The sequence below is a fragment of the Streptococcus suis genome, from assembly GCF_902702775.1.
GTDB classification, from domain to species: Bacteria; Bacillota; Bacilli; order Lactobacillales; family Streptococcaceae; genus Streptococcus; species Streptococcus hashimotonensis.
This window is the reverse complement of sequence record NZ_LR738724.1, coordinates 1,921,250-1,947,286: the sequence shown is the minus strand read 5'-3', so window position 1 is coordinate 1,947,286 and position 26,037 is coordinate 1,921,250. Positions and strand designations below refer to the sequence as shown.

General features: G+C 45.2%; 22 protein-coding genes. 19 read left to right on the top strand and 3 right to left on the bottom strand.

Annotated features, from left to right (window positions below; translation table 11 throughout):
* Window positions 1–217 precede the first annotated feature (217 nt).
* The 9 genes from GPW69_RS09410 to GPW69_RS09370 all read left to right on the top strand — a co-directional run bounded on the left by GPW69_RS09410 (window position 218) and on the right by GPW69_RS09370 (window position 13,857).
* Window positions 218–4,609: a PolC-type DNA polymerase III gene (locus GPW69_RS09410; RefSeq protein WP_074391619.1), complete on the top strand. Its 4,392-nt coding sequence runs from the start codon at window positions 218–220 to the stop codon at window positions 4,607–4,609.
* Between the two features lie 143 nt (window positions 4,610–4,752).
* Window positions 4,753–5,355: a nitroreductase family protein gene (locus tag GPW69_RS09405; protein ID WP_074391620.1), complete on the top strand. Its 603-nt coding sequence runs from the start codon at window positions 4,753–4,755 to the stop codon at window positions 5,353–5,355.
* Window positions 5,356–6,205: 850 nt separating this feature from the next.
* Window positions 6,206–7,447: an aminopeptidase gene (locus GPW69_RS09400; RefSeq protein WP_074391621.1), complete on the top strand. Its 1,242-nt coding sequence runs from the start codon at window positions 6,206–6,208 to the stop codon at window positions 7,445–7,447.
* Window positions 7,448–7,505: 58 nt separating this feature from the next.
* Window positions 7,506–7,739 carry a GlsB/YeaQ/YmgE family stress response membrane protein gene (locus GPW69_RS09395; RefSeq protein ID WP_002938398.1) on the top strand — a complete coding sequence of 78 codons (234 nt, stop codon included), beginning with the start codon at window positions 7,506–7,508 and terminating at the stop codon, window positions 7,737–7,739.
* Window positions 7,740–8,407: 668 nt separating this feature from the next.
* Window positions 8,408–9,970: a 2-isopropylmalate synthase gene (locus tag GPW69_RS09390; RefSeq protein ID WP_074391622.1), complete on the top strand. Its 1,563-nt coding sequence runs from the start codon at window positions 8,408–8,410 to the stop codon at window positions 9,968–9,970.
* An 8-nt stretch (window positions 9,971–9,978) separates the two neighbouring features.
* Entirely contained in the window at window positions 9,979–11,031 is a 1,053-nt protein-coding gene (gene leuB / locus GPW69_RS09385) for a 3-isopropylmalate dehydrogenase (RefSeq protein WP_074391623.1), read from the top strand.
* Complete coding sequence (leuC, locus tag GPW69_RS09380) at window positions 11,028–12,419, top strand: 3-isopropylmalate dehydratase large subunit (protein WP_074391624.1); 1,392 nt, start codon at window positions 11,028–11,030, stop codon at window positions 12,417–12,419. Before leuB ends, leuC begins: the two co-directional genes overlap by 4 nt.
* Window positions 12,419–13,012, top strand: coding sequence for a 3-isopropylmalate dehydratase small subunit (gene leuD / locus GPW69_RS09375; protein WP_074391625.1), 594 nt, complete (start codon window positions 12,419–12,421; stop codon window positions 13,010–13,012). Before leuC ends, leuD begins: the two co-directional genes overlap by 1 nt.
* Before the next feature lie 59 nt (window positions 13,013–13,071).
* Window positions 13,072–13,857, top strand: coding sequence for an L-threonylcarbamoyladenylate synthase (locus GPW69_RS09370; protein WP_024384157.1), 786 nt, complete (start codon window positions 13,072–13,074; stop codon window positions 13,855–13,857).
* 327 nt (window positions 13,858–14,184) lie between these two features.
* Here GPW69_RS09370 and GPW69_RS09365 read toward each other — a convergent pair whose 3' ends face one another.
* Window positions 14,185–15,045: a helix-turn-helix domain-containing protein gene (locus tag GPW69_RS09365; RefSeq protein WP_074391626.1), complete on the bottom strand. Its 861-nt coding sequence runs from the start codon at window positions 15,043–15,045 to the stop codon at window positions 14,185–14,187.
* Between the two features lie 131 nt (window positions 15,046–15,176).
* Here GPW69_RS09365 and GPW69_RS09360 point away from each other — a divergent pair, with 131 nt between their 5' ends.
* The 3 genes from GPW69_RS09360 (at window position 15,177) to GPW69_RS09350 (ending at window position 18,681) form a co-directional block, all read left to right on the top strand.
* Entirely contained in the window at window positions 15,177–15,389 is a 213-nt protein-coding gene (locus tag GPW69_RS09360; protein WP_074391627.1) for a hypothetical protein, read from the top strand.
* Between the two features lie 68 nt (window positions 15,390–15,457).
* Window positions 15,458–16,342, top strand: a complete 885-nt coding sequence (locus GPW69_RS09355) for an ABC transporter ATP-binding protein (RefSeq protein WP_074391628.1) — start codon at window positions 15,458–15,460, stop codon at window positions 16,340–16,342.
* Window positions 16,339–18,681: a hypothetical protein gene (locus tag GPW69_RS09350; protein ID WP_074391629.1), complete on the top strand. Its 2,343-nt coding sequence runs from the start codon at window positions 16,339–16,341 to the stop codon at window positions 18,679–18,681. Before GPW69_RS09355 ends, GPW69_RS09350 begins: the two co-directional genes overlap by 4 nt.
* A 40-nt stretch (window positions 18,682–18,721) precedes the next feature.
* Here the strand turns inward: GPW69_RS09350 and def are convergent, their stop codons facing one another.
* Window positions 18,722–19,336 carry a peptide deformylase gene (gene def / locus GPW69_RS09345; RefSeq protein ID WP_074391630.1) on the bottom strand — a complete coding sequence of 205 codons (615 nt, stop codon included), beginning with the start codon at window positions 19,334–19,336 and terminating at the stop codon, window positions 18,722–18,724.
* Between the two features lie 129 nt (window positions 19,337–19,465).
* Here def and GPW69_RS09340 point away from each other — a divergent pair, with 129 nt between their 5' ends.
* Genes GPW69_RS09340 through GPW69_RS09325 form a run of 3 tightly spaced genes read left to right on the top strand, consistent with a single transcriptional unit; the run spans window position 19,466 to window position 22,011 of the window.
* Window positions 19,466–20,629 carry an MFS transporter gene (locus GPW69_RS09340; protein WP_009910852.1) on the top strand — a complete coding sequence of 388 codons (1,164 nt, stop codon included), beginning with the start codon at window positions 19,466–19,468 and terminating at the stop codon, window positions 20,627–20,629.
* A gap of 36 nt (window positions 20,630–20,665) precedes the next feature.
* The gene (locus GPW69_RS09330; RefSeq protein WP_232051799.1) at window positions 20,666–21,292 is read left to right on the top strand and encodes a GNAT family N-acetyltransferase; all 627 of its coding nucleotides are present in this window, start codon (window positions 20,666–20,668) and stop codon (window positions 21,290–21,292) included.
* Window positions 21,283–22,011 (top strand): pseudouridine synthase, encoded by a 729-nt coding sequence (locus GPW69_RS09325; protein ID WP_029171083.1) that lies wholly within the window; start codon window positions 21,283–21,285, stop codon window positions 22,009–22,011. The genes GPW69_RS09330 and GPW69_RS09325 overlap by 10 nt, the downstream gene beginning before the upstream one ends.
* Window positions 22,012–22,054: 43 nt before the next feature.
* Here the strand turns inward: GPW69_RS09325 and GPW69_RS09320 are convergent, their stop codons facing one another.
* Window positions 22,055–22,636, bottom strand: a complete 582-nt coding sequence (locus tag GPW69_RS09320) for a xanthine phosphoribosyltransferase (protein WP_044673286.1) — start codon at window positions 22,634–22,636, stop codon at window positions 22,055–22,057.
* A gap of 216 nt (window positions 22,637–22,852) precedes the next feature.
* On the opposite strand from GPW69_RS09320, the gene GPW69_RS09315 reads away from it, so the two are divergent.
* From GPW69_RS09315 to GPW69_RS09300, 4 genes are all read left to right on the top strand, one after another.
* Window positions 22,853–24,163, top strand: coding sequence for a nucleobase:cation symporter-2 family protein (locus GPW69_RS09315; RefSeq protein WP_044673283.1), 1,311 nt, complete (start codon window positions 22,853–22,855; stop codon window positions 24,161–24,163).
* Window positions 24,164–24,587: 424 nt separating this feature from the next.
* Window positions 24,588–25,097: a hypothetical protein gene (locus GPW69_RS09310; protein ID WP_044758680.1), complete on the top strand. Its 510-nt coding sequence runs from the start codon at window positions 24,588–24,590 to the stop codon at window positions 25,095–25,097.
* 153 nt (window positions 25,098–25,250) lie between these two features.
* Window positions 25,251–25,469 carry a helix-turn-helix transcriptional regulator gene (locus GPW69_RS09305; protein WP_074391631.1) on the top strand — a complete coding sequence of 73 codons (219 nt, stop codon included), beginning with the start codon at window positions 25,251–25,253 and terminating at the stop codon, window positions 25,467–25,469.
* The gene (locus GPW69_RS09300) at window positions 25,450–25,923 is read left to right on the top strand and encodes a DUF6773 family protein (protein WP_074391632.1); all 474 of its coding nucleotides are present in this window, start codon (window positions 25,450–25,452) and stop codon (window positions 25,921–25,923) included. The genes GPW69_RS09305 and GPW69_RS09300 overlap by 20 nt, the downstream gene beginning before the upstream one ends.
* The last annotated feature ends 114 nt before the right edge of the window (window positions 25,924–26,037 follow it).

Here is a 26,037-nt window from a genome sequence, read left to right as displayed (position 1 = left end):
AGCTATGCGGGGGTGGGAGTGAAACAGTCTGGGGATAGACTGTTTCAGCTCAACAACTAGAAATAAAGACTTGTTGACGAACTTTTTAGATTGGTCGAGTTCTGTCCCACTCCCAGTTTAAATGGTGGTGTCCTGCCAGAAAAGTCCCTGGCTTAGTCCAAGAAAAATTCTTTCATTTATGGTAAAATGTTTCTAACGAACTACAAAGGAAATAAGTATGTCAGATAAGTTTCAACTCTTGCTACAACAAATCGGAATGCCTCTTGATGCACGACAATCAGGGGCTTTTTCGACTGCAACGATTGAGAAAGTAGTCTTGCACAAGGTCAGCAAACTCTGGGAATTTACCTTCCGTTTTGAAACCCCCTTGCCGCTCATGGACTATCAACTCTTCAAGGCTCGTTTGGCGACGGAGTTTGAAAAGGTGGGCAATAAGATTCAATTTTCTATTGTCAGCGATGCGGAGGCCTTTGAAGCTGGTTTGGTAGAAGCTTATTATCCAGAAGCTTTTACGGAAGATTTGTGCCAGAGTGCAGGCTTCAAGGCTCTTTTTCAGCCATTAGAGGTGACTTATAGAGATGGTGTTTTGTGGATAAAAGGTCCTGAAACCATTGACACAGATCATTTTCGGAAGAATCATCTGCCAAATCTTGTGGAACAATACAAGCGATTTGGTTTTGGCAATCTTGCGGTGGACATCCAAGTCTGTCAGGAAATGACGCAGCAACAAGCGGAGATTTTCCATGCGCAAAATGAAGAAATTTACCAGCAAGCTAATGAAGAAAACTTGGCGGCCCTTGAACAACTGGCTCAAATGGCGCCACCACCAGAGGCAGCTCAGCCATTTGTCCCAGAATATAAGAAAAATCGTCCTGCCAAGGTCAATATCGAAAAGGCTGAGATTACTCCTATGATTGAGGTGGATAGTGAGGAGAACCGGATTGTCTTTGAGGGGCTGGTCTTTGAGGTTGAGCAGAAGACGACCAAGACGGGACGGGTCATTATCAACTTTAAGATGACCGACTATACTTCGTCCTTCACCTTGCAGAAGTGGGCTAAGAATGAGGAAGAGGCCCAGAAGTTTGATATGGTCAAAAAGGGCAACTGGCTACGGGTACGTGGAAATGTGGAAACCAATAATTTCACTCGTGATTTGACTATGAACGTACAGGAAGTCCAAGAGGTTAAGAAGGAAATCCGCAAAGATCTCATGCCTGAGGGTGAGAAGCGGGTCGAGTTTCATGCTCATACCAACATGTCTACCATGGATGCCCTGCCTGCTGTTGAGGACTTGGTGGCACGTGCTGCGGCTTGGGGACACAAGGCGGTGGCCATTACTGACCATGGCAATGTCCAGTCCTTCCCCCATGGCTATCATGCTGCCCGTAAAGCTGGAATCAAACCCCTCTTCGGGATGGAGGCCAATATTGTCGAGGACTCTGTGCCCATTGCTTACAACGAAGCAGATGTAGTCCTGTCCGAAGCGACCTATGTAGTCTTTGACGTGGAAACAACCGGTCTCTCTGCAGTCAACAATGCCCTAATTCAGATTGCGGCATCCAAGATGCACAAGGGCAATATCATTGCAGAATTTGATGAGTTTATCGATCCAGGTCATCCGCTCAGTCAATTTACAACAGATCTGACAGGAATCACTGATGAGCATGTGCGCGGTTCTAAACCTCTGGAACAAGTCCTGCGTGAGTTTCAAGATTTCTGTCAAGATTCCGTCATGGTTGCCCACAACGCGACCTTTGACGTTGGCTTTATGAATGTCAACTATGAACGAGCAGGCCTACCTATTATTAGCCAGCCTGTCATTGATACCTTGGAATTTGCTCGTAACCTCTACCCCGACTTTAAGCGTCATGGTTTAGGTCCCCTCACCAAGCGGTTTGGTGTTGCTCTTGAACACCACCACATGGCCAACTACGATGCGGAGGCGACAGGGCGCCTGCTCTTCATCTTCCTAAAAGATGCTCTGGAGAAGCACAATTTGACCAATCTCAACCAGCTAAATACGGAGCTGATTGCGGAGGATTCCTATAAGAAGGCTCGTGTCAAGCATGCCACGTTATATGTGATCAATCAAGTTGGTTTGAAAAATATGTTCAAACTGGTCTCTCTTTCCAATACCAAGTATTTTGAGGGAGTTCCACGTATTCCACGGACCGTTCTCAATGCCCATCGTGAAGGCTTAATATTGGGAACAGCCTGTCAAGAGGGCGAGGTTTTCGATGACTTGCTCTCCAAAGGGATAGATGAAGCGGTTAAAACGGCAGCCTATTATGATTTTATCGAAGTCATGCCACCTGCCCTCTATGCTCCCATGATTGCCAAGGAGCAGTTTAAGGACATGGCAGAGATTGAAGAGACTATCAAGCAGTTGATTGAGGTAGGACGTAGGGCAGGTCTGCCAGTTTTGGCGACAGGAAATGTTCACTATATTGACCCCGAAGAGGAAATCTATCGGGAAATCATTGTTCGTGCTCTAGGTCAAGGGGCACCGATTAACTGGACCATCGGAAATGGTGAGAATGCTCAGCCAGCACCGCTGCCAAAAGCTCACTTTAGAACGACCAGCGAGATGTTGGACGAATTTGCCTTCTTGGGAGAAAGTCTGGCGCGTGAGATTGTCATTACCAATCCCAATGCCATGCTCGATCGGTTTGAAGATGTTCAGGTAGTCAAGACCGACCTCTACACGCCTTATATTGAGAAGGCTGAGGAAACGGTTGCGGAATTGACCTATCAAAAAGCCTTTGAAATTTATGGCAATCCTCTGCCTGATATTATTGATCTGCGGATTGAGAAGGAATTGACGTCCATTCTGGGTAATGGCTTCGCCGTGATTTACCTGGCATCGCAGATGTTGGTGCACCGTTCCAACGAGCGGGGCTACCTGGTGGGTTCACGGGGATCTGTTGGCTCCAGTTTCGTTGCGACCATGATTGGGATTACCGAGGTAAACCCTATGCCTCCTCACTATGTCTGTCCAAATTGTCAACACAGTGAATTTATCACAGATGGTTCCTATGGTTCAGGTTTTGACCTGCCAGACAAGGATTGTGAAAAGTGTGGGACCAAGTATAAAAAAGATGGGCAGGACATTCCTTTCGAGACCTTCCTAGGTTTCGATGGAGACAAGGTTCCCGATATTGACTTGAACTTCTCAGGGGATGACCAACCCTCTGCCCATTTGGATGTTCGAGATATTTTTGGTGAAGAAAATGCCTTCCGTGCAGGAACGGTTGGTACGGTTGCGGCTAAGACTGCCTATGGTTTTGTCCGAGGCTATGAGCGGGATTATGGCAAATTCTATCGAGATGTGGAAGTAGAACGCTTGGCTGCTGGAGCGGCCGGTGTCAAACGGACGACCGGTCAGCACCCAGGGGGGATTATCGTATTTCCTGACTACATGGATGTCTATGACTTTACACCTGTTCAGTATCCTGCCGATGATGTGACGGCCAACTGGCAGACTACCCACTTTAACTTCCACGATATTGATGAAAACGTCTTGAAACTCGATGTCCTGGGTCACGATGATCCGACCATGGTTCGCAAGTTGCAGGATTTGTCAGGCATTGATCCGCAGACCATTCCTGCTGATGACAAGGGAGTGATGGCCCTCTTCTCAGGTACGGAAATTCTAGGAGTTACCCCAGAGCAGATTGGGACGCCGACAGGTATGTTGGGTATTCCTGAATTCGGAACCAACTTTGTACGGGGGATGGTGGAGGAGACCAAACCGACCACCTTTGCAGAACTCTTGCAGCTGTCTGGTCTATCCCACGGTACAGACGTATGGTTGGGCAATGCTCAGGACTTGATTAAGGCAGGAATTGCCGACCTATCCACGGTTATCGGTTGTCGGGATGACATCATGGTTTATCTCATGCACGCAGGTTTACCGCCTAAGATGGCCTTTAATATCATGGAGCGGGTGCGGAAGGGCTTGTGGCTCAAGATTTCCGAGGAAGAGCGAAATGGCTATATCCAAGCCATGAAGGATAACAAGGTGCCCGACTGGTACATCGAATCCTGTGGGAAAATCAAGTACATGTTCCCTAAAGCCCACGCGGCTGCCTACGTTATGATGGCCTTGCGGGTTGCCTATTTCAAGGTTCATCACCCACTCTACTACTATTGTGCTTATTTCTCTATTCGTGCCAAGGCCTTTGATTTGGCGACCATGTCAGGCGGTCTAGATAAAGTCAAGGCCAAGATGGAAGAAATCGCCCTCAAGAAGAAAAACAATGAAGCCTCAAACGTTGAGCAGGACCTTTACACCACCTTAGAGTTGGTCAATGAGATGCTGGAACGTGGCTTCAAGTTCGGTAAATTGGACCTTTACAAGTCCCATGCGACTGACTTCTTGATTGAAGAAGACACCCTCATACCACCATTTGTCGCTATGGATGGTCTGGGAGAGAACGTAGCCAAGCAGGTTGTGGCGGCGCGTGCCGAGGGGGAATTCCTCTCAAAAACCGAACTCCGTAAACGGGGAGGTCTATCTAGCACTCTTGTTGAAAAAATGGATGAAATGGGCATCCTCGGTAAAATGCCAGAGGATAACCAGCTCAGTCTCTTTGATGATTTGTTTTAAACTTGTTCACTGTTTCTTTGGAAGCAGTGAGTTTTTTTTATAAAAAGAAGTCAAAACTCTTGACTAATGTTTTTGATAGGTATATAATCTCTACATAGTGATAAAAACTACTATGTAGTAACAATAAGAAAAGAGGAAATCCTATGTCAAACTTTGCAAAACTTCAAGAAACTCGTCGTTCTATCTATGCACTTGGTAAAGACCTACCTGTATCAAATGAAGAAGTAGTAGCACTTGTTGAGAAAGCCATGAAAGAATCTCCATCAGCTTTCAACTCACAATCAAGCCGTGCAGTTGTACTTTTCGGAGCTGAATCAGACGCTTTTTGGAATGAAATTGCCTACAGCGAATTAGAAAAAGTAACGCCAGCAGAAGCTTTTGAAGGCACAAAAGGTCGTTTGGCTGGTTTTGCGGCTGGTGCTGGTACTATCTTGTTCTTCGAAGACCAAGACGTGGTTAAAGGCCTGCAAGAAAGCTTCCCACTTTACGCTGAAAACTTCCCAATCTGGTCTGAACAAGCTCACGGTATCAACTTGTACGCAGTATGGTTGGCTTTCGCTGAGAAAAATATCGGCATGAACGTACAACACTACAACCCATTGGTTGACGCACAAGTTGCTGAAAAATACGGTATCCCAGCTAACTGGAAACTCCGTGCACAAGCACCATTCGGAAGCATCGCAGCTCCAGCAGCAGACAAAGACTATATGGCGGATGGGGACCGTGTAAAGGTTTTTGGTAACTAATACTCTGCGAAAATTGAAGTCAGACGTTGTTGACTTGATGTGATGAACTTAAGTTCTATCTACATCTGCGTCGCCTAGTCTGACTTCAATTTTCATTGAGTATACATATTTACAGTTTGTTTTATTACGTCGGCAGATGAGGGCTGGGCAAAAAGCCCGGCGCCACTTCTCGGAGTTCGTGCCAACATTTCAGCGCAGTGGTTGATTGGCAGATTTGTTCGTGTCTTACACTTCAAATCTGACCATTACGACTGTTGCGAACAAAGTTCGCTTCATCTCCAACCTCCAAAGGTTCCTCGAACCTTTGGAGCTATGCGGGGGTGGGAGTGAAACAGTCTGGGAATAGACTGTTTCAGCTCAACAACTAGAAATAAAGACTTGTTGACGAACTCTTTTTAGACCAGTCGAGTTCTTTCTCACTCCCTATTTCCAACTTTAAATAATCCACTGGATTGTTTGAACTCGCTTCGGCGTACTTCAGTACAGCCTTCAGCTGTTGACACGAACTTCGTTCGCTTTATCTCCAACCTCTAACTGTCTCCCAGACAGTTAGAGCTAGTACTAAAAGCAAACTGAAAACTTTACCCTGCGATGGAATCAGACGTTGTTGACTTGATATGATGAGTGTAAAGCTCCACTGGAGCTTTACACTCTGCTCCCTTAAAACAAGAGAGGAGCGGGGTTATACCTTCGGCTTTTTGACACGAACTCCGTTCGCTTTATCTTCCAGCTCTAACTATCTCCCAGAGCTAACCTTTCCAACTTCCTGTATCAGCAGGAAGTTTTTTTATCTGTCTAGCTTAAAATATGATACAATAATAGGGTATTTCAAAGTACAAAGGAGAAAAAGATGGTATTACCAAATTTTAAAGAAAATCTCGCTAAATATGCTAAACTTTTGGTTTCAACAGGTATCAATGTGCAACCAGGTCACACGATTCAATTGACAATTGGAGTAGATCAGGCTGAGTTGGCTCGTTTGATTGTCAAAGAAGCATATGCTCACGGTGCTAAGGAAGTCTTGGTCAACTGGTTGGACGATGTGATTGCGCGTGAACGTTTGGTCAATGTTGATGTGGAACTCTTGGAACAAGTTCATCCACAACGTGTTACTGAAATGAACTACCTCCTAGAGCGCAAGGCAAGCCGTTTGGTGGTCTTGTCTGAAGATCCAGGAGCTTACGACGGTGTGGATCCAGAGAAATTGTCTCGCAACGCTCGTGCACTCAGCCAAGCATTGCAGCCAATGCGTCAAGCAACGCAAGCTAACAAGGTTAGTTGGACACTTGGTGCAGCCTCTGGTTTGGAATGGGCTAAAAAAGTCTTTCCAAATGCAGCGTCTGACGAAGAGGCAGTGGACCTCCTTTGGGATCAAATCTTCAAGACTTGCCGTATCTACGAAGAAGATCCAATCAAGGCTTGGGAAGAGCATGAGGCACGCTTGGTGGCTAAGGCTAAGGTCCTTAACGACGAGCAGTTTGTCAAATTGCACTACACAGCACCAGGAACTGACCTCGTTCTTGGTATGCCGAAGAATCACTTGTGGGAAGCGGCTGGTTCGGTCAATGCCCAAGGTGAACACTTTATTGCCAACATGCCAACAGAAGAGGTCTTCACAGCACCTGACTACCGTGTAGCAGACGGCTATGTAACGTCTACAAAACCACTCAGCTACAATGGTAACATCATCGAAGGTATTAAAGTAACCTTCAAAGATGGTGAAATCGTGGATGTAACAGCTGAAAAAGGCGATGAAGTCATGAAGAAATTGGTCTTTGACAATGCTGGTGCACGTGGTCTCGGTGAAGTTGCCCTTGTGCCAGACAAGAGCCCAATCTCTCAATCAGGCGTGACTTTCTTCAATACTCTCTTTGACGAAAATGCCTCAAACCACTTGGCGATTGGTCAAGCCTATGCCTTCTCTATCGAAGGTGGTACAGAAATGAGCCAGGAAGAGCTCAAAGAAGCTGGTCTCAACCGCTCAGATGTTCACGTGGACTTCATGATTGGTTCAAACAACATGAACATTGACGGTATCCGTGAAGACGGTACCCGTGTACCAATCTTCCGTGACGGTGAGTGGGCTATCTAATGATATTATATAAGACTGGGCAACCAGTCTTATTTTGTAAGAATAGGAGGAAAACAAGATGTTAACAAGTATTATCGCAGGTGCCATTATTGGCTTAATTGCAGGTGCTCTTACTTCATCAGACGACCGCCGTGGTTGTCTGGGGAATATTATCCTTGGGCTTGCTGGTTCTTGGATTGGACAGTTGCTCTTTGGTGATTGGGGACCACAATTTGCTGGTATGGCCCTGGTACCGTCAGTCTTTGGAGCAGTATTACTAGTGGCAATTTTTAGCAGTTCCAGACGGAATTAAAATGAATTGTAAAACCAAACTTCGGATGAGGTTTGGTTTTATTTGTGGAGGGATTTGCGTGAATTGCCGTATTGTTCGGATTTTTCAGAAAATTTCCATTTTTCTGTTGACAAGTGAAAAAAAGTAAGGTATCATTGTAAACAACTAAAACACAGAGAGGAAAAGTCAAATGAAACCTGTCACTACAAAATTTTTTGCTTTGTTGTTGCGACGGTTGGGCTAGTGCACTAGGTAGCATTAGTCCTGTTTGGCTTACCAAGCGGGCGCTGTTGACAACATCTCGCAGGTAGTTATCCTCGAGGTGTTTTCTTTTTACCACAGTCCATCCCCTTTTCTTTTATTACTGCGTTAACTTGCTTTGCCGTACTCCACGGATGTGACTTGCTTCGCAAGTCTAATCTCCCACCTTGCACAGTCCACTGGACTATGCAAGCTGTCTTCAGCTTTTGATGCGAACCAAGTTCGCTCTATTTCCCACCTCCAACAGTCACTACTCTGACTGTAGCTTTTGATGCGAACTAAGTTCGCTTTATTTCCCACCTCCAACAGTCACTACTCTGACTGTTGGAGCTAGTACTAAAAGTAAGTTGAATGGACTGTCAAAATTATAGAGTAAGGAACTAGTTGTTCGTATATCTTTAATTTGAAGAGTTTAGAAAGGTATTCTTATGCGTGTGATTGAATTTTTAGATACGACTTTACGGGATGGTGAACAGACGCCTGGTGTGAATTTTTCTATCAAGGAAAAAGTGACCATTGCCAAGCAGTTGGAGAAATGGGGGATTTCTGCCATTGAAGCGGGTTTTCCAGCGGCCAGTCCTGATTCTTTTGAAGCGGTTCGTCAGATTGCGGCTGCTATGACCAAGACGGCTGTGACAGGCTTGGCTCGGTCAGTCAAGTCAGACATTGATGCTTGTTATGAGGCTCTGAAAGATGCTAAGTACCCGCAGATCCATGTTTTCATTGCGACTAGTCCCATTCACCGTGAATTTAAACTTCAAAAGACCAAAGAAGAAATTTTGGCGCAAATTACTGAACATGTCAGCTATGCCCGTGAGCGTTTTGAGGTGGTGGAGTTCTCGCCAGAGGATGCGACGCGGACTGAGTTGGATTATTTGCTTCAAGTGGTGCAGACAGCGGTAGATGCAGGTGCGACCTATATCAACATTCCAGATACAGTCGGCTTTACGACTCCTCAGCATTACGGAGAAATTTTCCGTTACTTGACAAGCAACGTCAAATCGGACCGTGAGATTATTTTCAGTCCCCATTGCCACAATGACCTAGGTATGGCTGTTGCCAATACTCTTTCAGCTATTAAAAACGGTGCCGGTCGTGTCGAGGGGACTATCAACGGTATCGGTGAGCGAGCAGGAAATGCGGCCCTTGAAGAAGTAGCTGTTGCCCTTGAAATTCGGAAAGATTTTTACGATGTAACCAGTCCGATTGTCCTTAAGGAAACGCTCAATACTTCGGAATTAGTCTCTCGCTTTTCTGGGATTGCCATTCCACGCAATAAGGCGGTGGTCGGTGGCAATGCCTTCTCTCACGAGTCAGGTATCCACCAAGACGGTGTCTTGAAAAATCCATTGACTTATGAAATCATTACACCTGAGTTGGTAGGGGTCAAGAAAAATTCTCTGCCACTGGGGAAACTATCGGGTCGCCATGCCTTTGTGGAAAAACTAAAAGAATTAGACTTGTATTTTGAAGAAAGTGATGTTGCTAGTTTGTTTGCTCGCTTTAAAAATCTGGCAGACAAGAAAGAAAAAATCACGGACGCAGATATTCGTGCCTTGGTAGCTGGGACAGAAATCAGCAATCGTGATGGCTTCCAATTTAAAGATTTGCGTTTGGATAGTCAGTCTGACGGAAGCATCCAGGCTCAGGTCATCTTTATCAATCAAGATGAGGAAGAAGTGGTTGTTGTGGAGTCAGGCAAGGGTTCGGTTGAGGCTGTCTTTAATGCCATTGACCAATTCTTCCACCAAGAGATCAGCTTGGAACGCTACCATATCGACGCCATTACCGATGGAATCGATGCCCAGGCACGTGTGCTTGTCGCTGTAGAAAACAAGGCAACAGAAACCGTCTTTAACGCCTCTGGTATTGACTTTGACGTATTGAAAGCTTCTGCAATTGCCTATATTCATGCCAATGTCATGGTACAGAAAGAAAATAGCGGACAGATTGATAAGAAACTATCTGAGAAAGAGTTGCCAACTAGCTAGGAGGAAATATGACGAAAAAAATTGTAGCCTTGGCTGGTGATGGAATCGGTCCTGAAATCATGGAGGCTGGACTAGCAGTCCTCGAGGCTGTTGCTGGGCAAGTAGGATTTGATTATGAGATTGAGGAGAGAGCTTTTGGTGGCGCTGGGATTGATGCGGCTGGCCATCCTCTACCAGATGCTACCTTACAAGCCTGCTGTCAGGCGGATGCGATTTTGTTAGCAGCTATCGGTAGTCCTCAATATGATAATGCAGCTGTTCGACCAGAACAAGGTCTGCTTCAACTTCGGAAGGAATTGGGTCTCTTTGCCAATATCCGTCCGGTCAAAATTTTTGATAGCCTGAAAGACTATTCTCCTCTGAAAGTCGACCGGCTGGATGGTGTGGATTTGGTCATGGTACGAGAGTTGACAGGTGGGATTTATTTTGGAGAGCATATTCTGGAGACAGACCAAGCCAGCGATAGCAATACCTATCAGGCTGAGGAAATCGAACGAGTTGTCCGCTCTGCCTTTGACCTAGCCCAAAAAAGACGAAAAAAAGTCACCAGCATTGATAAGCAAAATGTACTGGCGACGTCAAAATTGTGGCGGAAGGTAGCGGATGAGGTGGCTAAGGACTACCCAGATGTGACCTTGGAGCATCAGTTGGTGGATAGCGCAGCCATACTTTTGATTACCAATCCTAGTCGATTTGACGTCTTGGTGACGGAAAATCTTTTCGGAGATATTTTGTCGGATGAGGCCAGCGTATTAACAGGAACGCTAGGGGTTCTGCCTTCTGCTAGTCATGCGGTGGCAGGTCCCAGTCTCTACGAACCTATCCATGGTTCGGCACCAGATATTGCAGGTCAGGGCATTGCCAATCCTGTCAGCATGATTCTATCTGTTGCCATGATGCTGGAAGAAAGTTTTGATTTGGTCCAAGCAGGTCAGACCATTCGCCAGGCAGTTGAAGAAGTCTTTGCGCAGGGGATTTTCACTAAAGACCTAGGTGGGACCGCCTCTACCAAAGAAATGACAGCGGCCATTATTGAACAGCTTGAAAGGAGGTCACCATGAGTGGCAAATCCATTTTCGATAAGCTCTGGGATCGCCATGTGATTACAGGGCAGGAAGGTCAGCCCCAGCTCCTCTATGTCGATCAGCATTATGTCCACGAGGTGACCAGTCCCCAGGCCTTTCAAGGATTGAGGGATACAGGGCGACCTGTTCGGCGCCCAGACTTGACCTTTGCGACTTTTGACCACAACGTGCCAACCGTTGATATTCACAATATCCGTGATGTCATTTCCAAGGCTCAGATGGATGCTTTGGCGAAGAATATAGAAGATTTCGGCATTCCCCACGCAGCCCACGGTTCGGAACATCAGGGGATTGTCCACATGGTTGGACCAGAAACAGGCAGGACCCAGCCAGGTAAGTTTATTGTCTGCGGGGATAGTCATACGGCGACTCACGGAGCATTTGGAGCCATTGCCTTTGGGATTGGTACTTCTGAAGTGGAGCACGTTCTCGCTACCCAAACAATCTGGCAGGTCAAACCTAAGCGACTCCTAGTGGAGTTTGTCGGTCAGGCCCAAGCAGGTATCTATGCCAAGGACTTTATACTGGCTCTGATTGCCCGCTACGGCGTGGATTGTGGTTTGGGTCACGTGGTTGAATTTGCAGGTCCAGTCATCGACCGACTCAGCATGGAAGAGCGGATGACCATTTGCAATATGTCCATTGAGTTCGGTTCTAAGATGGGCATTATGGCTCCAGACCAGACCACTTTTGACTACCTGCGAGGTCGTGAGTGTGCACCAGCGGACTTTGAGGCGGCGGTGACAGACTGGAAGGAGCTCTACTCGGATGCGGACACGGTTTATGACAAGCACCTAGTCCTTGATGTGTCAGACTTGGCACCGATGGTCACTTGGGGAACGACGCCTGCTATGGGGGTTAGTTTCGATGAAACCTTCCCAGCCATCCGTGACCACAACGACGAGCGGGCCTATGCTTACATGAACTTAGCTCCTGGGCAAAAGGCTGCGGACATTCCCGTTGGCTATGTCTTCCTAGGCTCTTGTACCAATGCTCGCCTCAGCGATTTGCAGCTGGCAGCTAGGATTGTTAAGGGGCGGAAAATAGCAGAGCAGGTCACGGCTATTGTCGTACCAGGCAGTCGCCCTGTCAAGCGGGCTGCAGAAAAGCTTGGTCTAGACAAGATTTTCATGGAGGCTGGTTTTGAGTGGCGAGATCCAGGTTGCTCCATGTGTCTGGGTATGAATCCAGACAAGGTGCCTGCAGGTGTGCATTGTGCCTCCACAAGTAATCGAAACTTTGAAGACCGCCAGGGCTTTGGGGCCAAGACCCACTTGTGCAGTCCTGCTATGGCTGCCGCAGCTGCGCTTTATGGACGTTTTGTCGACACTAGACAGCTAGACATTCTCAAGGAGGGAGTTTAATGCACCAATTTACCACATGGACAGGAACGACCGTTCCGCTCATGAATGATAATATTGATACTGACCAGCTCCTGCCCAAGCAGTTTCTCAAGCTGATTGACAAAAAAGGCTTTGGCAAGTATCTGCTCTATGCCTGGCGGTACTTGGATGATGACTACACGGATAATCCTGATTTCATTCTCAATCAGCCTGAGTATCAAGGAGCTAGTATCCTCATATCTGGGGATAACTTCGGAGCAGGTTCTTCTAGGGAACACGCTGCTTGGGCTCTGGCAGATTATGGCTTCAAGGTCATCATTGCAGGCTCCTTCGGGGATATTCATTACAACAATGACTTGAACAATGGGATTCTGCCCATTATCCAGCTCAAGGAAGTCAGGGACCAACTGGCTCAGCTGGCTCCTGACCAAGAAATCACAGTTGACTTGGCCGACCAGTTGATACGGACGCCTTTTGGGGAATTCCCATTTGACATCGAACAGGACTGGAAACACAAGTTGCTCAATGGCTTAGATGATATTGGTATTACATTACAGTATCAGGATTTGATTGCTGAGTATGAGGGGGACCGTCCAAGCTACTGGCAAAACTAAATATATTAGAAAACAAGCAGGTCGCTCTGCTATGAAACAAAAGAAAAGAGGAAATGATTATGACGAAACAAATTCACTGGGATGGCACACTTTCACAAGAAGGTCTTGACATTATCAAGGGTGAGGGGGGCGTGATTGTCTGCCCGACTAAGGTTGGCTACATCATCATGACTGCTGACAAGGCTGGCTTGGAGCGTAAGTTTGACGCTAAAGAGCGCAAGCGTAATAAGCCGGGCGTGGTCCTTTGTGGTAGCATGGAGGAGCTGCGTGAGTTGGCTCAGTTGACTCCTGAGATTGATGCCTTCTACCAAAAACATTGGGATGAGGACATTTTGTTGGGTTGTATCCTGCCTTGGAAACCAGAGGCTTATGCCAAGTTGCAGGCTTATGGCGATGGTCGTGAAGAGTTGATGACCGACGTTCGTGGTACTTCTTGCTTTGTTATCAAGTTTGGTGTGGCTGGCGAGCAGATTGCTAAGGAAATGTGGGAAAAAGAAGGCCGTATGGTCTACGCTTCATCTGCTAACCCATCAGGTAAAGGAAATCGTGGTAAGGTAGAAGGTATCGGTGAGCGTATCGCGTCTAAGGTAGATTTGATTATCGAGGCGGATGACTACGTGGCCTCTATCCAGCCAGACAAGACCATTGAAACCCGCTATGAGCAAGGGGTTATGGTGTCTATGGTAGACAAAGATGGTAAACTGATTCCAGAACAAGGTGCAGATAGCCGTTCTATCAGCCCATGCCCAGTTGTCATCCGTAAGGGTCTGGACATCGATAAAATTATGATGCACTTGTCTGACCATTTCAACTCTTGGGACTATAGACAAGGGGAATATTACTAAGATATAGTCATTCAGTTTATCTTTTATTACGTCGACGAACGAGGAAACTCCGTTTCCCTATTTCCAACTTCAAATAATTTCATCATTATTTGAACTCACCTTGCCTGATTGAAACAGTCTGGGGGACTGTTTCAAGTCAATGCCTAGAAACAAGAAAGCATTGAGTTATGCCTGCGGCTGTTGATGCGAACTTTGTTCGCTTTATTTCCAACCTCTAACTATCTCCCAGATAGTTAGAGCTAGTACTAAAAGCAAACTGAAAGACTATAATTGAGAACGATCCGAAAGGGTCGTTTTTTAGTACCACAAAAAAACTGACTGAAGATTTCAGTCAGTTTGGTGTTGTTTGATAAGAAATTGGAGGTTGTCGAGAAGTGCTTGCTCGTCCGTCAATTCCAAGATTTGTAGTCCTTTGTCAATCAGTTCCTGCTTGTTTTGGGCTATGCCTAGGTAGACATAGGCACGGGCTAGTTGGTCATAGCGTTTTTCTTGCTTGGCTAGTTCCATGAGTTTGGTGGCAAAAAAAGTAGACTTGCTGTACTGTTTTTGTTCAAGGGTAAAAAGGGATAGTTGTTGGTAGAAAGATAGTATGGTGGGCTGGATTCGCTTGTAATCCTTGTATTTTTCTAATCGTTTTAGAAGAAGATTGGCAGTTTCTTCAAGGCTATCAAGTGAAGAAATCTTAGACAGAAGAGTGCCGACCAAGATAATATCGTTATGGTACCAGTTGTCATATCGTTCTAGCTCTGACCACAGAAGTTTTGAAAGGGTTTCAGCTTCTTCGGAAAGTTGATTGAAAGAAGTACTGTTTCGAACGGCTACTACTGTTTCTAAAAGTTGGCATTTTCGACGGATAGGACCATCATTGGGTTCTTTTTTCAAGTGGTCGTGGCAACGGTTTATCAAATCCTCCATGGTCTTCGTGGTCGGATTTCTGAGATTATCTATATCATAGAGCAATTGTTGGCGTTGGCTGGGCTGGTAGTAGTTACAGAGGTATTCAAATTCCTCGAAGGTCATATCTACTTGCTTGAGCAAGAAGCGCATGAGTTCGTAGCTAGGAATGGTTTGATTTTTCTCGAAACGAACCAAGGTCGTTCGATTGATATAATCCCCACAAATCTGCTCCTGACTCAAAAGTTTACTTTTCCGAATGCTCTTGTACACACTTCCGTAATCCCACCGCATAATCTACTCCTTACAAAAAACTGTGAAAATATGCAACAAAATAAATAAACTTTATAAAAATAGTATATCATAATAATGTAGAAATATTGTTTTTTATATATAGAAAATAGGCTGATAAAAGGAGTAACCTAATGAAACAGATTGATAAAAGTACTTTATTTTTAAGTAGTGTCATTGTTCTTTCGTGTAGTGTCCTATTGTTTCATATGGACCCGATTCAGATTGTAGATAGAGAGATTTGGCTCTGGCTAAATTCATTTATTCATGTGCTATTTTTAAAACCTGCTGCTAGTCTAGGCTTTCTTGTAGGGCTTTATTTGCTGTATAAGGCTTTCAAGAAGTAGTCTAGCCAATAGTAAGCTGATGAAAGGCTGTTGTTCCGCTCTGCCATTTCCCCAAGAAAGGAGTTTCTATGCTGAAAGTAGTCGATATCTGCAAGCGATACGGTGCCCATCAGGTCTTGTCCTATGTGTCCTTTGAGTTGCAAGCTGGGGACTTGGTTGCCCTAGTTGGTCCCAATGGTGTGGGAAAATCCACCCTCCTAAATATCATCAGCAATACAGAAACCGCTGACCGTGGGTCGGTAACCATCAATGGCCGGCCCAATAGTGACCGAGCGATTTTTCAGGATATGTCGGTCATGTTGGATGTCCAAGCCCTTTATCCACAGTTGACGGGTTATGACCATCTGACCTATGTGGCTGCTACTCACAAGCTGGGGAAAAAGGAAGTGGATGCGTTAGTGGAAGAATTGGGGATGGGCTACTATGTCAAAAAGCGAGTGGCTGGTTATTCCATGGGTATGAAGCAGAAGTTGCTCTTTGCCATGGCTATCCTTCCCAAGCCCAAGCTCTTGTTGCTGGATGAACCCCATATCGGCTTGGACCCAACCAATATCATCCAGCAGCGGGAATTTCTTCTGAACTTACGGGCAGAAGGTGTTGCGATTTTGCTGTCTTCCCACCATTTGTCGGAGATTGAGAAGCTGACCAATCAGGTTTATTTCCTCAAGGCCAGCAAGTTGATTGCCACAGAAGTGGAGTTGACGGCGGATTATGATTACCATCTTGCTGTGGAAAACTCCAAGGAGGTTCAGGAATTTTTACGGGATTATCCTCAACTCTTGTGGAAAAAGGCAGAGCAGGGTCTGGTGGAAATCTTCTTACCCGAGCGAGATTTATTGGATTGTTTGGATCGTATTCCAATCCAGCAGGTGGCTGGCCTTACAAAAGCCAGTGACTATATGGAATCTCTCTATCGTGATCTCTACGTGGAGGAAGGTGGTGAGGGGATATGAGGCTGAACTTTGAAATCAAGAAAATCCTCTGGTCGCCTCTCTACTGCTTGCTCGTGCTGGGTTTTTTAGGTCTGGCCTACCTTCCCATCTCGCAAAGGCAAGTCCACCAAGCGACCTATGTGGAAACCTATAAAGAAGAACTGAGTGAATTGGCTAGTGTCTTAGCAGATATAAAAATTGAGGAGGAGTCAGAAGAAGCACCGCGGATGGTGGGCTTGAAATCCGATATAGAAAGTGTCGGTCAGGCCTTAGATGAGGGGAAGTTTGAAGCTATCCCCAACTACCGCAAACTCATGTATCAGGATTTGGACTATTTTATCAGTCGCAATCGGCAGCTTTTCCAAACGCGGCAATCCTTGACGCTTAGTGAAGTCGAACGTTTGGCCAGATGGAATGACTGGTTGCTTGCCTACCAATTGCCTGATGGTCCTGAAAACAAGGCTTGGTCAACAGGGCGTATTGTTCAAGCCTACTTAGAAAGTTTGTTTGGTTTTCTTCCTGTATTTTTAGTGCTTGGTTTTCTACTCGCTAATCAGCTGGCAGAAAAGACACTTGCGCATCAAATTTGGCAGTTGCGGCAATGGGATAGTCTGAGTTTGCAGGGGATGAGGCGTTTGGTTGCTTCCTTGCTTTCGCTTTTGCTGGCTGTGGGGATAGGTTTACTTTTTATCCTGGTCTATGATGGGCTGACAGGTCAGTTGGCTGTATCTAGTTTTCAAGCCCCTGTTGAGATTTTGGGTCAGAGGCAGTTGATAGGCTCTTGGCTTTACGAACTTATCTTGCTTGGTTTTTGGCTTATCTTGCTTCTAGCTGTTCGCCTACTTTTTGGATTTTTGGACCACTTGTTAGCCAGTCGGCTAACTTTTGTGGTGACGGGTTTACTGTTAGCTCTGGGCCTTTCCTATCAGGCAGGTGCAGTAGCTGGTTGGTTAGGTCAAATTCTGCCCTTGCTTGCCTTTCCGAGTTTTTTAGACACAGCTGCATTTTCACAGGTCTTTATACAGGTGGATGTCTTGCTCCTGCTGACCATTGGACTTTTTGTGGCTTATTATCTGCTGACAGAGAGGAAAAGGCTGGTCCTGACCGTGGGGCATCAGAAGGAGTTAGACACAGGTCCTTTAGACAAGGTTTGGTCTTTTGATGTTCTCATCCTTAGTCGGCTCAATTCTTGGAAAGGGCTCGTCTTAGGAAACTTGCTCCTAGCTCTGCTATTTTCCCTACTGACGGGCTTACAAAAGCAAGAGGTTGCCCAGGAGGAGAGGGTTTTGATGGAGTTGGTTGCCCAGTCCTATGAGCAGGATGGGGCCTATGTGGAGAATTTACAGTCGGAAATTAACCGTCTGAGGCAGTTGGTCAAAGAGGATGCGAGCTATCAGGAGGAGTTGGAGTTGAGGGTTGGTCTCTTGCAAGAATACCGTGTCTATAAGGAACTCTATGTCAAGCAATGGCAGGTATATCAGGACACTCCCAAGGCTCTGCCCGCTAGTCATCTTGCTATGCTGGAGGCAGAGCAGGTCTATCTATGGGCTAGAGAGGAGAAGGCTTTTGCCAATGGTGATATTGGGGCCAGCCAGACGGTGGATAATCTTCGCCGTTACCAGACCCGTAATCAGGTCAGTCAGTATTACTGGCAGCAGCTGATGGAGGCTGGGGTGCCTGCAACAAAGCGGGGCAAGGATGTTATTTTGACCAGCTTGGAAAATCGTTTTGATACCAATGATACCTTGGTTCCAGTAGACGATCCCTCTTGGGACCGCTCCAGAGATCTGTCAGGTATTGGAAGTCTGCGCTCTCTCTTTGATGGTCCGGCCTATTTGTTGGTGATCTTGCTGGCGGTTTGGATTGGCAGTCGGGGTAAGGCGGTGGAGGTTGCAGGGAAAAACTGGCGTCTCTATCAGACTCAGCCTGTGAATTTGCGCCAGGTCCTGCTCACCAAGTGGCTACTGGGTCTGGGTCAGGCTCTTGGGTTTACGGTGATCTTTCTAGTCAGTCTTTTCATGGTCAATAGTCTGGTCGGAGGAATTGGTTATCTGGAAGATGGTCTTATCTTGCTTTCCCGTTCGGAGAGGGGGATTTTTCTAGAACTCCTGAGGGGACAAGAACTCTGGGCTTGGTTCCTTCCAAATGCTCCTTATCTCTTGTGGATGGTGCTTGGCTTGCTGGTATTGGAAATTGTGCTAGTTAGTCTCAATCATCTCTTGCAAGTTCGGTTTTCAAATCGCTTAGTCGTTTTCATCCTACTAACTGTTTTGCTGGCTCTGCTGGACTACCTCCTCTTTCAAGATCTGATTTTGGATGGGCAGGAAATTTTTAGGCAGTTAGCTCTGCTATGTATATAAAAAAAGAAAAACTGGCTGAAATTCAGTCAGTTTCTTATCTTTATTCAATCACTAGCATGCCTTCTTTAACGGCAAATGGGTGTTCTGGGTCAATGCGGTCGTAGAACATGACACCGTTGAGGTGGTCGATTTCGTGTTGGACCACGATGGCATTAAATCCTTTGAGTTTGATGCGGTGCTTTTCTCCATTTTTATCCATGTAATCAACAGTCACGCGCGCGTGGCGGACTACGTAGCCTTGGACTTCGCGGTCAACAGATAGGCAGCCTTCGCCTCCTTCCATAGCCGCTTCTTGGACAGAATGAGCCACGATTTTAGGATTGTACAATACTTCTTTTAGAGAGTAGGCTTGAGCAGGTGGATTTCCTTCCTCGTCCTCTGGGTTTGGTACTAAAACAGCGATGATGCGTTTAGAAACATCCAATTGGGGAGCTGCAAGACCAACTCCGCCACGGAGTTTCATTTTTTCAGCCATGACAGGATCCTGAGAATGTTTGAGGAATTGCATCATTTTTTCACCTAAAATCACTTCTTGATCAGAAAGTGGAAATTGGACTTCCTCTGCAACTTGGCGTAGGGTTGGATGCCCTTCACGGATGATGTCATCCATGTCAATCAAATGGGCAGCTTTTGTCAATCGTTCAATAACAGACATAATTCTCTCCTTTGGATATAGTTAAGATAAGTATAGCATGAAATGGGAGAGAATAAAAGTCGGACTTTTCTATCCATTCGCTTTCAAATCTGTTATACTAGTAAAAGACGAACGTTGAAAGGGAGAAAAATGAAAAGAATTTTAGAAAAAGCCAGTTTGCTGGCCCTATCCACCATGCTGGTTTCGACATTTGCAGTTTCACCAGCTATTCCGCAGATGATTGAGCATTTTGCCCAGCAGGGAATCGCAGCGGCTCAGGTGGAAAATTTGATTACGGTAACCTCTTTTGCTATTATGGTTACTCTATTGGCAAACGGTCTAGTTGTCCGTTTCTTGTCTGAACGAAACATTATCATTGCAGGGCTTTTGCTTATGGCCATCGGCGGAGCTTTGCCCATGTTTCTAACTGCTTATCCTCTGATTTTATTGGCTCGTATCTTGCTTGGTTTAGGGATTGGCTTGATCAATGCGCGTGCTATTAATATCATCGGTAATTTTTTCACCGGTCAGGAGCGGGTGCAGATGATGGGCTTACGTGGTTCAGCAGAGGTTTTGGGAAGCGCAGGGCTTACCCTCCTTGTCGGTTGGTTGACCCAGTTTGGTTGGCAACCTGCCTTCTTGGTCTACCTTTTTGCCTTGGTCATCTTGGCCCTCTTCCTTCTCTTTGTTCCCAAGGAGGAATTGTTGGCTCGTATGGAGGTAAAGGTTGAGGAGAACGCGCCCAAGGTCAAACTGGACAAGACCATGTGGATGATGGGCATTTATCTGGCATTCTTAGCCTTCTTTGTTATCAATGTCAATACCTTCCTGACCATTCGTATTCCTCAGATTGTTTTAGCCAAGGGCATTGGTACTGCTCAGCAAGCCAGTCTAATTCTCAGTCTTATGCAGGTCATGGGGATTGTGGCAGGGACGGTCTTTAGTAGCTTGGTTGGTCGTTTGAAGGGCTGGCTTTTAGCTGTTTCCTACGTGGTCTTTGGACTCGCGGTTGTCGGCATTGCCTTTGCGGATAATCTCTGGGTGCTGGGACTCGGTGGTATGGTGTCAGGATTTTTCTACAGCATCATTCTAACCATTGTCTTTAGTCAGGTAACAGACCGAGCGCCTAAGGCCTTGCTCAATGCGGTCATGACAATCGTCCTTATGGGCTGCAATATCGGCGGTGCCACATCTGCCATCTTGCCGACCTATCTGGAAAAACTCAACCCAACCCCAACAGGAGCCTTTGGTATCTACGCCATCGGCTGTGCCTTGATAAGCGCAGGCTTGATTTATAAACAACTGAAGAAATAGGAGCGGATTTCCGCTCCTTTTTGGTATAATATTCTTATGTTAGAAAACAACCGCTTAAATGAATTAATACTTCGCTTTCCCGAGGATGTCCAGTTGATTTTTAAGGACATGATTCCCTCCTATCAGTTGGGCTATGCGGATTATGTCTATCAGACAGATAATTACGCCACCCAAAACCGTCGGATTAAAAATTTGGCAAAAAATTTCCGAAGAATGGATTATTTTTACATCATGCCCCTGCCCCAGGATCTGGCATTGGAAATTGCTAACCAATGGCGCTATCAACCACCTTTGGATGCCTATACTATTAGTGCAAACCCCAAGATCTATGCTGAGATGATTTCACCGGAGGCGCGTGGGGACCGCTTTTTTGCAGTCATCCGCAATGCCGCCCTCATGGGCTATTTCTGTATTGACCAAGATGGTGAGACCGTTGACATTCGTTTGGGTATGAAACCGTCTTTGACAGGTCAGGGAAATGGCAGAGCTTTCTATCAGACTATTGAAGATTACATAGTGGAACATGTTCAGCCAGCTAGTATTACACTGACAGTTGCCACCTTTCATCAAGCAGCTCAAACCCTCTTTCATGCTCTTGGATTTACAGAAAGAGAAAAGCAAGCAGAATATATCAAAATGGAAAAGAAACTCGTATGCGATTAGATAAATTTTTAGTGGATTGTGGTGTTGGCAGTCGAACAGAAGTCAAGAAACTCCTGAAAAACAAGCAAGTCACAGTCAACGGCCAAGTAGAGACGTCCCCAAAGCAACAGATTGACGAAAAGACGGACCAGATTGCAGTAGCAGGCCAGGTCTTGAGCCATGAGACCTTTGTTTATTATGTATTGAACAAACCCAAGGGAGTTATTTCAGCAACCGAGGATGACCGCCATCGGACTGTCTTGGACCTGCTAGATGATACAGCTCGCCAGAAGGAGGTTTTTCCCGTTGGGCGCCTGGACATCGATACCCATGGCTTGCTCCTCTTGACCAACAACGGTCAGCTGGCTCATGCCATGCTTTCTCCGAAAAAACATGTTGATAAACTCTACCGTGCACAGGTTGACGGGATTATGACCCAAGAGGATGTCGAACGATTTGCGGCAGGAATTGAGCTGAAAGACTTTACCAGTCAGCCAGCCCAGTTGACCATCCTCTCTACAGATGAAGCTAAGCAGACTTCACTCGTTGACATCACCATCCGAGAAGGGAAATTTCACCAGGTCAAACGCATGGTGCAGGCCTGTGGAAAGACGGTGACAGACTTGCAACGATTGACCATGGGGCCTCTTCGCTTAGATCCAAAATTAGCGCTTGGGGAATACCGCAGGTTGACTGCTGCCGAATTAAAGCAATTAGAAGTCTTTGGTGTGGAATTATAGATAAAATAGAAGAGACTTGCTCCCGATTTGGAAGCAAGTCCTTTTAAATATCCGCAGCTGCAAAAACAACCTGTCCATCTTGGAATTTTTCAATACGGGCGAGTGAAGTAACAGGGACACCTGCATCCAGTAAGAGCTGGCGACCGTCTTGGAAGGACTTCTCGATGATGATACCAACGCCAATTACCTGAGCTCCGGCCTGTAGGATAATGTCAATCAAGCCTTTTGCTGCTTGTCCATTGGCCAAAAAGTCATCAACGATTAGAACACGGTCCTCAGGCGACAAAAACTTACTTGCAATAGAAACGGTGCTGGTGACTTGCTTGGTAAATGAATAGACTTCTGCGGTCAAAATGCCTTCGGTCATAGTAATATTTTTATGCTTTTTAGCAAAAATCATTGGCACATCTAAGCTTTCTGCAACATAGACGGCTGGTGCAATACCCGAGGCTTCGATCGTGACAACCTTGGTAATTTCTTTAGAGCGATAGGCATCTGCCAAGACCTGCCCCATTTCTTTCATCAAGCGAAAATCAACCTGATGGGTCAAGAATGAGTCAACTTTTAAGATGTTTTCTCCTAATACCTGACCATCTTTTAAAATGCGTGCTTCCAAAGCTTTCATGTTTATCTTCTCCTCCAATTGCTACTTTTGTGTATTATAGCATTTTTTTGCCAAAATCAAAACAATAAACGAATTTTTGATTTGAAATGTTGTATATATTGACAAAAATATCTAAAAAACACGAACGTTTTGTGTTTTGAGTAGTGAAATGTATTGAAAATGGTTGTGTTTTCTGATAGACTAATACCATTATTTAGGAATAAAGAAGGAGAACTCATGTCTCAGAAAATAACAAATGAACATTCTTCGGAGATGCTTTACGGAATTGATGAACAACCACCAAAAGGGATGGCAGTTTTGCTTGCTTTTCAGCATATTTTAGCAGCTTTTGCAGGAATCATCGCAGTGCCTCTTGTCGTTGCAAGTGCCTTGGGATTATCGGTAGAAGATACTTCTATTATGGTATCAGCCTCTATCTTTGTTGCTGGTATTGCTACCATTTTGCAATCTAAAGGTGTTGGACCAGTAGGTTCACGTGTCTCTGGTATGATGGGGACGGACTTTACCTTTGCCAATCCAGCAATCAGCGTTGGTAGTCAGTTGGGAATTGCTGGTATTGTAGGAGCAACCATTGCTGGTTCATTTGTAGAGATTGCTCTCAGTCGCTTTGTCAAACCCTTGATGCGCTTCTTTCCGCCATTGATTACGGGGACTGTTGTATCCCTCATCGGTATTACCCTCATGCCAGTAAGTATGGACTGGGCAGCTGGTGGAGCTGGCGCTTCAGACTATGCTTCAGTTGAAAATATCGGTATTGCCTTTATCGTCTTGGTCTTTACTCTGGCATTGAATCATTATGGTAAAGGAATGTTGAAAACAGCGTCAGTCTTCTTTGGGATGGTCTTTGGATATGTCCTCTGTATTCTGCTTGGAAAAGTAGACATGTCTGCTGTTGGAGAGGCAGCCTGGTTTGCTCTTCCTAAAATTTTCCATTACGGTGTAAAATTTGACCTATCTTCTATTCTAGCCTTCATCCCGGCCTATGTTGTATCCTTGATTGGAACGGTGGGGATTATGATGGCCATTGGAGAAGCCTCAAATCAAAAGATTTCTTCTGAGCGGGCGGCAAATGGTGTTCTGGCAGACGGAGTTGGTTCCTTAATTGCCGGTATTTTTGGGGCTGGTCCAAATACAGCCTTCTCACAAAACGTTGGCCTCATTACTTTGACAAAAGTTGCCAGTCGTCATGTCATGATTTTAGCAGGTATTATCTTGACCCTACTTGGTGTCTTTCCCAAATTATCAGCCTTGATTTCCATCATGCCGCAGCCTGTTCTTGGTGGTGTTGGAATTATCATGTTCGGTTTGGTTGCTGCCCAAGGGATTAAGACACTTGCAACGGTTAAAATTGGGGACCGTGAGCTCTTGATTATCTCTATTGCTTTTGCGCTTGGGATTGGAGTGACCGTTCGTCCAGAATTGTTAAGCCATCTTCCATCAGCACTTCAAATGGTCTTCTCATCAGGTATTTCAACAGGGACCTTGGCTGCCTTGGTATTAAATCTGGTGTTAAAAGAGGAAAAATAAGAGTTATTTTATTAGCTTACTTAGATGAAAAGAGAAGAAGGTCCATTTGTGTTCTTCTTCTTTTTTTTAGGGTAAGTAAAAAATGCTAAGGATGTACAGTTGTCGTATCTGAAATTCTAGCCCCTGCTTGACCGTATTTGGTATAACATATTACAATATATATAAGAACCTGTGTTCACAATTCATAGCTTCCATTGGAGTGTTTGAAGTTGGAGATAAGGAAAGGAAATTCCTGACCAATTAGGTGGTAGGCGAAAACAGCCACAGGAGCTTTTTACTCGTCGAAGCAATGAAGTGAGACTAAATGATGATAGAGTCAAGTATTCCTTCAAAAAATTGCCTTGATGAGCAAAAACGATTTCTTGCATAAGGACACTTTGTTTATGAATATAGGTTCTAAGATTTGTCCAAGAGAGGTTATTATATGTTGAAATATATCCGTGCCCTTCCCCTTGTTATAGTAGCGGGAGCGGTTGTTTACTTTACTATTTTTATCTGTATTGATAATGGTGATTGGACCTACGTTGTGACTAGAGCGCTTGGGCTTAAGGAAGAACATGCCAATAATGTTTCTTTGATTGTAATTGGTGCCCAATCACTTTTTCTGACTTCGGATTGGTTTTACAAGCGGATTCGTGCCTTTCTCAATCGTCGTTTGGAAAAGGCTAAAGGGCTTAATCGGCAGATTTATCTGGGCTATAAGGCAGGGATTGAGTTTTTGATGGCATTACCCAAACGAACTATTTTATTCACATTCTATCTACTTTTAGTAGTTGCTGAAAGTGTTGGTCTGATTGAAAAAGCCAAGGACTATGCTGCGGTAATCATCTTCATAATTGCTGTTGACCGCGTGACCAAAATCTGGCCGGAGGAAAAGCGGAGAATGATGGAGTTTGGTCAGAAGATTAAGAAACGGATTAAGAGTGTGGAGTAGGGAGAGTAATACCTGAATATGTACGTATATTACGAAGGCAATATTGTCTTCTTTTTTTGTAAAAAAACCAAACAAAATGCAATTTATATATTGCGAATTGGAAAATATAGTGTATAATAAGGTTATAAAAATGCACAGGAGGATGGCTATGGCATGAAAAATCTTCGGTTAAAGTTGGCGCGTGTGGAAAAAGATATGACCCAAGGGGATCTGGCAGATGCTATTGGAGTGACCCGCCAGACCATCGGTCTGATTGAAGCAGGGAAATACAATCCTAGTCTAAGTCTTTGTCTATCGATTTGCCACTGCTTAGGAAAAAGTTTAGATCAATTATTTTGGGAGGAACCAACTGATGAAAAAAATTGTGACTGATGAACGTGTTCAACAAGAAGAAAACCAAGTCTTTGCCTGGGTGGGCAGGACAATGAATATTCTTTTGCCTCTCTCATTTCTCATCAAAAGTCTGGTATTAAAATGGCCGTTTGATACCTATGTTTTTGAACTGATTGCCATGTTGGTCGTTTCAGTCTATCTCTTTTACGGTTATTGGAGGAAGGGGCTTGATATGGAAAGAGGAACTACTTGGCAGGCTTACCTTTACTTAGGAGGGGTGATTGCAGGGACAACGATTGTAATGGCTTGGACCAACTACCAGACCTATGGACAGCATTATACTGGCATCTGGGATTGGCATTTTTGGGTGGTGATTTTGATATTCTTTCTTTCTATCACAGGTCTCATTTTCTTGCTGGCGAATCTTCTCTCTTGGGCGAATAAGTACCGTCAGAAGCAGATGGAAAAAGAGCTGGTAGATGAACTTGAATAAGCAATGGAGTTCTTATCCCCGCTCTGCCATTTTCCTAAGAGAACAAAAAATAAAAAAATCTCTTGCCAAAAGTAAGGGCTTATGTTACAATACCAAAAGCGTAGGTTTTTAAAC

Excerpts from the sequence above, each read along its gene's own strand:
- GPW69_RS09410 (WP_074391619.1), top strand. The coding sequence starts at position 218 with ATGTCAGATAAGTTTCAACTCTTGCTACAACAAATCGGAATGCCTCTT.
- GPW69_RS09405 (WP_074391620.1), top strand. The coding sequence starts at position 4,753 with ATGTCAAACTTTGCAAAACTTCAAGAAACTCGTCGTTCTATCTATGCA.
- GPW69_RS09400 (WP_074391621.1), top strand. The coding sequence starts at position 6,206 with ATGGTATTACCAAATTTTAAAGAAAATCTCGCTAAATATGCTAAACTT.
- GPW69_RS09395 (WP_002938398.1), top strand. The coding sequence starts at position 7,506 with ATGTTAACAAGTATTATCGCAGGTGCCATTATTGGCTTAATTGCAGGT.
- GPW69_RS09390 (WP_074391622.1), top strand. The coding sequence starts at position 8,408 with ATGCGTGTGATTGAATTTTTAGATACGACTTTACGGGATGGTGAACAG.
- leuB (WP_074391623.1), top strand. The coding sequence starts at position 9,979 with ATGACGAAAAAAATTGTAGCCTTGGCTGGTGATGGAATCGGTCCTGAA.
- leuC (WP_074391624.1), top strand. The coding sequence starts at position 11,028 with ATGAGTGGCAAATCCATTTTCGATAAGCTCTGGGATCGCCATGTGATT.
- leuD (WP_074391625.1), top strand. The coding sequence starts at position 12,419 with ATGCACCAATTTACCACATGGACAGGAACGACCGTTCCGCTCATGAAT.
- GPW69_RS09370 (WP_024384157.1), top strand. The coding sequence starts at position 13,072 with ATGACGAAACAAATTCACTGGGATGGCACACTTTCACAAGAAGGTCTT.
- GPW69_RS09365 (WP_074391626.1), bottom strand. The coding sequence starts at position 15,045 with ATGCGGTGGGATTACGGAAGTGTGTACAAGAGCATTCGGAAAAGTAAA.
- GPW69_RS09360 (WP_074391627.1), top strand. The coding sequence starts at position 15,177 with ATGAAACAGATTGATAAAAGTACTTTATTTTTAAGTAGTGTCATTGTT.
- GPW69_RS09355 (WP_074391628.1), top strand. The coding sequence starts at position 15,458 with ATGCTGAAAGTAGTCGATATCTGCAAGCGATACGGTGCCCATCAGGTC.
- GPW69_RS09350 (WP_074391629.1), top strand. The coding sequence starts at position 16,339 with ATGAGGCTGAACTTTGAAATCAAGAAAATCCTCTGGTCGCCTCTCTAC.
- def (WP_074391630.1), bottom strand. The coding sequence starts at position 19,336 with ATGTCTGTTATTGAACGATTGACAAAAGCTGCCCATTTGATTGACATG.
- GPW69_RS09340 (WP_009910852.1), top strand. The coding sequence starts at position 19,466 with ATGAAAAGAATTTTAGAAAAAGCCAGTTTGCTGGCCCTATCCACCATG.
- GPW69_RS09330 (WP_232051799.1), top strand. The coding sequence starts at position 20,666 with ATGTTAGAAAACAACCGCTTAAATGAATTAATACTTCGCTTTCCCGAG.
- GPW69_RS09325 (WP_029171083.1), top strand. The coding sequence starts at position 21,283 with ATGCGATTAGATAAATTTTTAGTGGATTGTGGTGTTGGCAGTCGAACA.
- GPW69_RS09320 (WP_044673286.1), bottom strand. The coding sequence starts at position 22,636 with ATGAAAGCTTTGGAAGCACGCATTTTAAAAGATGGTCAGGTATTAGGA.
- GPW69_RS09315 (WP_044673283.1), top strand. The coding sequence starts at position 22,853 with ATGTCTCAGAAAATAACAAATGAACATTCTTCGGAGATGCTTTACGGA.
- GPW69_RS09310 (WP_044758680.1), top strand. The coding sequence starts at position 24,588 with ATGTTGAAATATATCCGTGCCCTTCCCCTTGTTATAGTAGCGGGAGCG.
- GPW69_RS09305 (WP_074391631.1), top strand. The coding sequence starts at position 25,251 with ATGAAAAATCTTCGGTTAAAGTTGGCGCGTGTGGAAAAAGATATGACC.
- GPW69_RS09300 (WP_074391632.1), top strand. The coding sequence starts at position 25,450 with ATGAAAAAAATTGTGACTGATGAACGTGTTCAACAAGAAGAAAACCAA.